Source organism: Synechococcus sp. BA-120 BA3 (assembly GCF_034931285.1).
Classification (GTDB): domain Bacteria; phylum Cyanobacteriota; class Cyanobacteriia; order PCC-6307; family Cyanobiaceae; genus Cyanobium.
Window position 1 is genome coordinate 1 of sequence record NZ_JAYGHZ010000063.1, and the last position, 7542, is coordinate 7542.

The 7542-nt window shown below is 70.9% G+C and carries 10 protein-coding genes; 4 read left to right on the top strand and 6 right to left on the bottom strand.

The features are described from left to right. Nucleotides 1-122 precede the first annotated feature (122 nt). From VB737_RS04435 to grxD, 3 genes are read left to right on the top strand one after another with little or no spacing between them, the layout of a single operon-like run. Nucleotides 123-698 (top strand): hypothetical protein, encoded by a 576-nt coding sequence (locus VB737_RS04435; protein WP_500311468.1) that lies wholly within the window; start codon nucleotides 123-125, stop codon nucleotides 696-698. 47 nt (nucleotides 699-745) lie between these two features. After that, nucleotides 746-979 (top strand): BolA family protein, encoded by a 234-nt coding sequence (locus VB737_RS04440; protein WP_190545371.1) that lies wholly within the window; start codon nucleotides 746-748, stop codon nucleotides 977-979. 23 nt (nucleotides 980-1002) lie between these two features. Next, complete coding sequence (grxD, locus tag VB737_RS04445) at nucleotides 1003-1326, top strand: Grx4 family monothiol glutaredoxin (protein ID WP_094584148.1); 324 nt, start codon at nucleotides 1003-1005, stop codon at nucleotides 1324-1326. A gap of 48 nt (nucleotides 1327-1374) precedes the next feature. Here grxD and VB737_RS04450 read toward each other — a convergent pair whose 3' ends face one another. Next, nucleotides 1375-1641 carry a DUF6761 family protein gene (locus tag VB737_RS04450; protein WP_500311471.1) on the bottom strand — a complete coding sequence of 89 codons (267 nt, stop codon included), beginning with the start codon at nucleotides 1639-1641 and terminating at the stop codon, nucleotides 1375-1377. 203 nt (nucleotides 1642-1844) lie between these two features. On the opposite strand from VB737_RS04450, the gene VB737_RS04455 reads away from it, so the two are divergent. Next, nucleotides 1845-2636, top strand: a complete 792-nt coding sequence (locus VB737_RS04455) for a response regulator transcription factor (RefSeq protein WP_500311473.1) — start codon at nucleotides 1845-1847, stop codon at nucleotides 2634-2636. 27 nt (nucleotides 2637-2663) lie between these two features. Here the strand turns inward: VB737_RS04455 and VB737_RS04460 are convergent, their stop codons facing one another. The 5 genes from VB737_RS04460 to trmFO all read right to left on the bottom strand — a co-directional run. After that, nucleotides 2664-3212, bottom strand: coding sequence for a hypothetical protein (locus VB737_RS04460; protein ID WP_500311475.1), 549 nt, complete (start codon nucleotides 3210-3212; stop codon nucleotides 2664-2666). Then, complete coding sequence (locus VB737_RS04465) at nucleotides 3209-3490, bottom strand: hypothetical protein (protein ID WP_500311477.1); 282 nt, start codon at nucleotides 3488-3490, stop codon at nucleotides 3209-3211. The genes VB737_RS04460 and VB737_RS04465 overlap by 4 nt, the downstream gene beginning before the upstream one ends. Nucleotides 3491-3564: 74 nt before the next feature. Beyond that, complete coding sequence (locus VB737_RS04470) at nucleotides 3565-4500, bottom strand: carbon-nitrogen hydrolase family protein (RefSeq protein WP_500311478.1); 936 nt, start codon at nucleotides 4498-4500, stop codon at nucleotides 3565-3567. An 8-nt stretch (nucleotides 4501-4508) separates the two neighbouring features. Next, a complete protein-coding gene (gene crtH / locus VB737_RS04475) occupies nucleotides 4509-6086 on the bottom strand; it encodes a carotenoid isomerase (RefSeq protein ID WP_500311480.1) in 1578 nt (525 codons plus the stop codon). Nucleotides 6087-6151: 65 nt separating this feature from the next. Next, nucleotides 6152-7542: FADH(2)-oxidizing methylenetetrahydrofolate--tRNA-(uracil(54)-C(5))-methyltransferase TrmFO (gene trmFO / locus VB737_RS04480; protein WP_500311481.1), on the bottom strand; the 1391-nt coding region annotated here is incomplete at its 5' end.

Sequence of the window (7542 nt, forward strand, 5' to 3'; positions counted from 1 at the left end):
GCCCTGGACTTCAGCGCCGAGCTCGCCGCCGCCATGGAGTCGGCCGAGCAAGCGGCCCGCGCCGTGGTGGGTCGCCCGATCGGCTCCCCGTAAAGTTCGCCCGTTACCCGTCAGGCGTCGACGTGATCAGGCCTTCCGCCGTTTCTTCCCTTCGATCCGCCCGGCCATCGGGCCTGGCCGGGGTCTGCGGCAGCTGCCTGGCCCTGCTGGCCCTCGCCCAGCCGCTCCTGCAGCCGCCGGCCCGGGCCCAGGCCACCCCCCAGACGGTCCAGCCCGCCGGCACCGATCTCAACCTCTCTTCGGTGAAGACCCTCCTGGCGCGGGGCGACGCGGCGGTGGCCAGCGGCAACCTGGCCGAGGGCCGGCGCCTCTACGACCTGGCCCGCGATGCCAGCCGCCGCCTGCTCGGCTTCTACCGCGACCTGAGCGGCTCCTTCCGCGGTCTCGACGCCCGCATCCCCCGCGAGATGGACGACAAGGGGCGGGAGGCCCTGACGCTCCTGGCCGATTCCAACCTGCGGCTGGCGGCCCTGTTCCGCCGCCAGAACGAGCCCGAGGTGGCGATCCCCCTGCTGGTGGAGGTGGTGAAGATCATGACCCCCACCAACGAGGGCGGCCGCAAGGCCTACCAGCAGCTGGTGGAGCTGGGTTTCGTGATCACCCCCTACAACGCCCCGGGATCGACCGCCGGTGGGTGATCATCCTTAGATTCCAGCCGTCTGTCATCTTCACGATCCCCGCCGCCATGGTGCAACCGGAGCAGGTCAAGGACGCGATCCTGCGCGCGCTCCCCGATGCCGCCGTCGAGGTGGAGGATCTCACCGGGGGTGGCGATCACCTGCAGGTGCGGGTGGTGTCCGGTGCCTTCGCCGGTCTCAACCGGGTGCGCCAGCACCAGCTCGTCTACGGCGCCCTGCGCAGCGAGCTGGCCAGCGAGGCGATCCATGCCCTGGCGCTGCAGACCTCCCTTCCCTCCTGACGTTCCCCTCCGCGATTCCGACCATGGATGCCAGCACCCGTCAACGCATCGACGCCCTGATCAGCGCCAGCCCGGTGGTGGTCTTCATGAAGGGCAACAAACTGATGCCTCAGTGTGGATTCTCTAACAACGTCGTCCAGATCCTGCAGTCGCTCGGTGTCCCTTTCGAGACGTTCGACGTCCTCTCCGACATGGAGATCCGCCAGGGGATCAAGGAGTTCTCCGACTGGCCCACCATTCCCCAGGTGTATGTGAAAGGGGAGTTCCTCGGCGGCTCCGACATCCTGATCGAGATGTACAACAGCGGCGAGTTGCGCGAGAAGCTCGAAGTGGCCCTGGCCTCCTGAGGACCCCGACCGGACCATCGCGACGGCGGCCCGGTTGTCCGCGGCCGCTCAGTAGCGGCTGCGCTCCATCAGCAGGCGCGGCTGGCCATCGGGCCCCAGGAAGCTGGACGGGTCCTGGATCCAGCGGTCGATCAGCTCCTCCAGACGGCGCTGGGACTGGTGGTCCAGCACGGCCGTGCGCCGCAGGGCATGCAGGTAGCCGTCCGCGTAAAGCCGCAGCTCGGAGGGTCCGTGGTGACGGTCGGACAGGGCCTGGCAGGCATCACACAGGGACTGGAAGTGGCGGATCGCGTCGGGGTGTTGGAGTGCTGTCATGGCTGGGGTCGGGCCCCTGGCGTCATTGTGGCGGCGAAAGCCGGCGGATGGCACCATCCTGCCGTGCCGTGACCGTCATCCGGGAGCGGACAGTTGACAAGGCATCGCCCGTTACCGGCGTCCCCGCACATTTCCAGTTAGCGTTGACACACTCAATCGGCTGTCGGCACTTCCGCTTCTGATTTCATCGTGATGCCGAGGTGATGCCCGTGGCCCAGGACAAGCTGACCGATCCAGGAGGAACCCCTCGCAGAGTGCTTGTCGTGGATCCCCACGCGACGCTCCGCACGGTGCTCGCCCAGCGTCTCCGTCAGGATGGCCACCTGGCAGCGGCTGTCGCCACCGCCCGCGAAGCCCTGGAGATCTGCCAGGAGCAGTCCCCCGATCTGCTGGTGAGCGCCGAACTGCTCGAGGAAACCTCGGCCTTGCGTCTGGCCGCCCAGCTGCACTGCCAGGTGATGGTGCTCACGGCCCGCTCCGGATCCGAGCCCGTGGTGGCCCTGCTGGATGCCGGCGCCGACGACGTGCTGCGCAAGCCCTTCGGCCTCGAGGAGCTGGCGGCCCGCTGCCGCACCCTGCTGCGCCGCAGCGGCAGCGGACTCCAGGAACGGGTCTGTGTGGGCCCGCTTGAAGTTCACCTGCTGCTGCGCCAGGTGACCCTGCGGGACCAGCCGGTGGAACTCAGCCCACGGGAATTCGCCCTCCTCTGTGCGCTGCTGATGCCCCCGGGGGTGGTGCGCAGCCGCCAGGAGCTGCTGCGCATGGCCTGGCCCCCCTTCAGCGGCGGCCCCCGCTCGGTCGACACCCAGGTGCTCACCCTGCGCCGCAAGCTTGAACAGGCCGGCCTTGGCGAGGGCGGCGCCATCGAAACGATGCGCCAGCAGGGCTATCGCTTCAGCCTGGACACCCTGCCGGAGCTCAGCGAGGACGCTGCCGGGGCCTCCAGCTCCGGCCTGCTGGTCGCATCCCCCAGCAGCTCCTCCCGCCTCAACTAGGGACATCTCTGCCCACCCGGGAGCGTCTCAGAGCGGGTGAGTGATCAGGGCAATGACTTCCCCTGCCAGCAGCAGACCGCAGAGCAGGGCCAGCAGCCGGTAGGTCCAGGGCGGGCTGATCCGGCCGATCCCCTCGGTGGCAATACCCGTGGCGGCGCTGAAGCGCTGCAGAAAGTCCTCGAAGCGGGCCACCCGCTGGGGCAGCAACCAGGCGGCGCCGCTGCGGTCGCCCTGCTCGCCCACACTGCGCACGTAGTAGACCCTGCCCCCCTGGCTGGTGGTGACCGGTGTGAGGGCGGTGATGCGATCCCAGGACAGCTGCCAGCCGCGGCGCAGCAGCCAGGAGCACCAGGGAGGATGGCCCACCCGCAGCTCCCGTTCGTCGAGCTCCACCCGCTCACTGGTGATGGCGACCACCAGGACCAGCCCGGTGACGGCGGCCAGCAGCAGGCGCAGCCGCAGGGATTCAGGCGCCAGCACCGGCAGAGGCAGGACCAGGGCCAGGTAGAGGGCCAGCAGGGTGAACCGGATCAGCGGCGCCATCGGATAGCGCTGGGCCGTCGGGGTGGGGCTCATCGGTCCTCGGGGGATCCGGGAAGCGGCTCGATGATCTCGGAGGGCTGGTAGCGGCCTCCGAACACCTCCGCCTCCCGACCCTTCCAGAACTCACCCAGCCGCATCAGGTCGGCGTGGGCCTCGCCGAGCCGTTCGACGTACTCATTGGGCTCCATGGTGTCCTTGGCCTCCTTGAGCTTGCTGAGCCGCAGCAGGTGCCACACCCACGGCTTGCCCATCTCACCGCGGGCCTCCAGGTAGCGCGCCAGGTCGGAGGAGCTGGGAATCGGGGCCGCCATGGATACGCAACAAATGTTTACACAGGTTACCGCCGCGTCTCCGCCGGCGTGGCCGGCTGGTGGCTGGGCCGCTGTCAGTAGAGATCGGGCCGCAGATCCTCGTGGTAGCGGGTGGCGGCGGGGTGGGTGGGGCCGTACTCGCCGGGCCGGCAGTCGGCGATCAGCAGGGTGGGCTCGGGCCGGGCGGCCGCCAGCAGATCGCCATGGGGACCGCAGATGACGCTGTTGCCCAGGTAGGCCGCCATCACCCGGCCGTTCACCGTCTCCTCGCCGCAGCGGTTGGCGTAGGCCACGAAGCAGCCGTTCTGGAAGGCATGGGCGGGGATCAGGGTGCGGGACACGTCCGGATAGGGGCGGTCGGTGCGCTCCCCGGTGCTCAGCTCGGCCCAGACATCGGCGGCCGTGGGGATCAGCACCAGCCGGGCCCCCGCCAACGCCAGGCGACGGGTGAGCTCGGGGAACTCGGCCTCGTAGCAGTTGAGCAGGCCCACCCCCACCCCGTTCACCGGCTGCACCGTGAAGGCCGCGCCCTCCTCGGGATGGCGGTATCCGGCACTCCAGCAGCGCTTCTCATCCGGCCCCCACAGGTGGGTCTTGCGGTAGTTGCGCAGCAGGCTGCCGTCCCGGTCGAACAGGGCGATGGCGTCGTAGAGGCGCTCCTCACCGGCCACGGTTGCCCGTTCGGGGTACGGACAGGCCACCGCCAGGCCATGGCGGCGCGCCGCGGCGGCCACCCGAGCCAGGCTGGGGCCGTCCATGGGTTCGGCCAGCTGCCGCGCGATGGCGGGCGTGACGATGTAGCCGCTCAGATAGAGCTCGGGGAAGGCCAGCAGTTGCACCCCGTGGCCCGCCGCCAGCTCGCAGACCTGCTCCAGGCGCTCCAGGTTCGCTTCGACGGCCTCGGCGGTGGCGGCGCTGCCGCTGCCCTGCCAGATCCCCAGCCGCAGGCCCTCGCCGGCGGCCGGCGGTTGCGGTCGCACGACGCAGTGCAGGCGATGGTCGGGAACCATGGGGTGTTTCAGGCCGGCAGGTTCCAGGGATTGAGGCCCAGGTCGGCGCCGATGCGGTGGGCGCAGGCGAAGCCGCTGAAGGCCACCGCATTAAGGCCCTGGCCGGGGAAGCAGGAATCGCCGACGCAGTAGAGATCGGGGATGGCGGTGCGGTTGAAGGGCATCGGCAGCAGGCCGGGCAGCCGCAGGGCCGGGACCGGCCCGTAGCTGCCGCCGTGGCGGCCCAGGAAGCGGCGGTGGCTGCGGGGGGTGCCGATCTCCCGGTGGGTGATCGCCCCCTCCAGGCCCGGCAGGATCGCCTCCAGGCGGCGGATCAGCCGGGTGGCGGCGGCCTCCTTGGCGGCCCGGTAGGCCGCCGGGGCCAGCCCCTGCCAGGTGTCCATCTCCGAGGGGGTGAAGGTGTGCACGATGTGGTGGCCGGCCGGGGCCAGGGAGGGATCCAGCAGGGTGGGGATCGAGACGAAGATCACCCCCTGTTCGGCCTCCATGTCCTCCCAGCGCTCCAGCAGCAGGTGGTGGACATGGCTGCCGTGGGGGATCGCCTCCGCCCGCACCCCCAGGTGCAGGGAGAGGAAGGAGGAGGATGGGCGGTAGCGCCGCCGCCAGGTGCGCTCGGCCGGCGGGGTGTGGGCCTCATCCACCAGGGAGCCGAAGGTGTCCCAGCGGGTGGCGTTGCTCACCACCCGCCGGGCGCGGATCTCCTCACCGCTGGCCAGCCGCACCCCCACAGCGCGGGCCTGGGGTCCCTCGCCCTCCAGCAGCACCTTCACCACCCGCGAGCGGTAGCGGATCTCGCCGCCGTGGCTGCGCAGGCCTGCCGCCAGCTTCTCGGCGATCACCCCGACGCCGCCTTTCGGGTAGTTGATGCCACCGGCATGGCGATCGGAGAACACCATGCCGGCGTTGATCATCGGCGTGCGATCGGCTGGCATCACCGACCAGCAGAAGCACTCCATGTCGATGAACTTGAGCAGGGCCGGATCGCTGATGTGGGCGCGGGCGACCGCCCCCACGTTCACCGGCAGCCAGCGGGCCAGGCCCAGGCAGGCCAGGGGCGCGCGGAAGAACACCTTGGCCAGGTAGGCGGGGTCCTCCAGCGAGAGGAGGGGCATGGCGTCGAGACAGCGGAACACCTGCCAGCAGGTGTCGTAGAAGGCGCGGATGCCCTTGGCCTCATGGGGAAACAGGGCGGTGAGATCGGCCAGGAAGCGTTCGTAGTCGCGGTCGACCGCCACCGACAGGCCGCCGGGCAGGTGGTAGGCCAGCTGGGCGGGGTCGGGGATCGTCTCGCAGTGCTCGCCCACGTCGGCTAGGGCGCGGGTGAGCAGGTTGGTGTGGCCCTGGGTGCCGAAGCCGAAGATCATCGAGGCGCCGACGTCGAAGGTGTAGCCCTCGCGCTGGAAGCTGCCGCCGCTGCCGCCGGGGATCAGGTAGCGCTCCAGCACCAAGACCTGCGCCCCCTTGGCCGCCAGCTGGCTGGCGGTGACCAGCCCGCCGATCCCTGAGCCGATCACGACGACGTCCCAGGGACGGCCATCGGCCGCGGTGAGGGGGGCGGCGGCGGAGGAAGGGACGGTGACGGTCACCGGAACCAGGCGAACGGGAGCGGCCCGACCCTAGGAAGCGGCCCGGCGTAGGGGGGCGGGCCGGCTCAGCCCACGGCCATCGCCACCGCCGACGTAGCGGCCTGGCGCTCTGCCTCCCAGTCGGCCAGATCCGCCAGGGCCCGGTCGCGGTAGGCGCCGTAGCGGCGGCGTTTGTCGCGGATGCGCTCCGGCAGCTCCGGCATCAGGCCGAAGCTGGGGGGCATGGGCTGGAAGCCCCCCTTGCGGGCGCCGTGGCTGCGCTCGGCGTCGCTGATGAAGGCCAGCAGGGCGCCGGCCATGGTGGTGGGCGGCAGGCTCAGGGGCGGCAGGCCCCGCACCAGGCGGACGGCGTTGGTGCCGGCCAGCCAGCCCCCCGCCACCGCGGCGGCGTAGCCCTCGGTGCCGGTGATCTGGCCGGCGGCCAGCAGGGTCGGCCGCTGGCGGAACTGCAGGGTGGGCTGCAGCAGCTCAGGGGACTCCAGGAAGGTGTTGCGGTGCATCACCCCGAAGCGCACGAAGGAGGCGTGCTCCAGGCCGGGGATCATGCGCAGCACCCGCTGCTGTTCGCCCCATTTGAGGTTGGTCTGGAAGCCGACGAGGTTCCAGAGCTGGCCGTCCCTGTCCTCCTGGCGCAGCTGCACCACCGCGTGGGCCCGCTTGGCGCGGCGCACGTCGCGGTCGTGCAGGTCGCCCCAGCGCGGATCCCAGAGGCCGATCGGCTTGAGGGGGCCGTAGCGCATGGTGTCCTCGCCGCGGCGGGCCAGCTCCTCGATCGGCAGGCAGCCCTCGAAGAAGGTGGCGCTCTCCTGCTCGAAATCCTTCAGCTCCGCCTTCTCGGCCTCCAGCAGGGCGGTGCGGAAAGCGAGGTACTGCTCCCGGTCCATGGGGCAGTTGATGTAGTCGGCGTCGCCCTTGTCGTAGCGGCTGGCCCGGAAGGCCACCGACAGGTCGATGCCCTCCCCCTCCACGATCGGGCTGGCGGCATCGAAGAAGTGACAGGACTCCCGACCGGTGAAGCGCAGCAGGTCGTCGGCCAGCTCGGCGCCGGTGAGGGGGCCGGTGGCCAGCACGGCGATCTCGCCGGGGTCGGGCAGCGCCAGCTGCTCGCGGCGCTCCACCGTCACCAGGGGATGGGCCTCGACGGCGGCCGTGAGGGCGGCGCTGTAGCGGCCCCGATCGACGGCCAGGGCGCCGCCGGCGGGCACCGCATGAACATCGGCGGTGCGGATCACCAGCGATCCCAGGCGCCGAAGCTCCTCCTGAAGCAGTCCGGCGGCCCGGTCCGGGGAGAGGGAACCGAAGCTGTTGCTGCAGACCAATTCAGCGAAATCGCCGCTGTGGTGGGCCGGGGAGGGGCGCACGGGCCGCATCTCCACCAGCCGCACCGGAATCCCGGCTTCGGCGATCTGCCAGGCGGCCTCGGTGCCGGCCAGGCCGGCACCGCTGACAACGACCA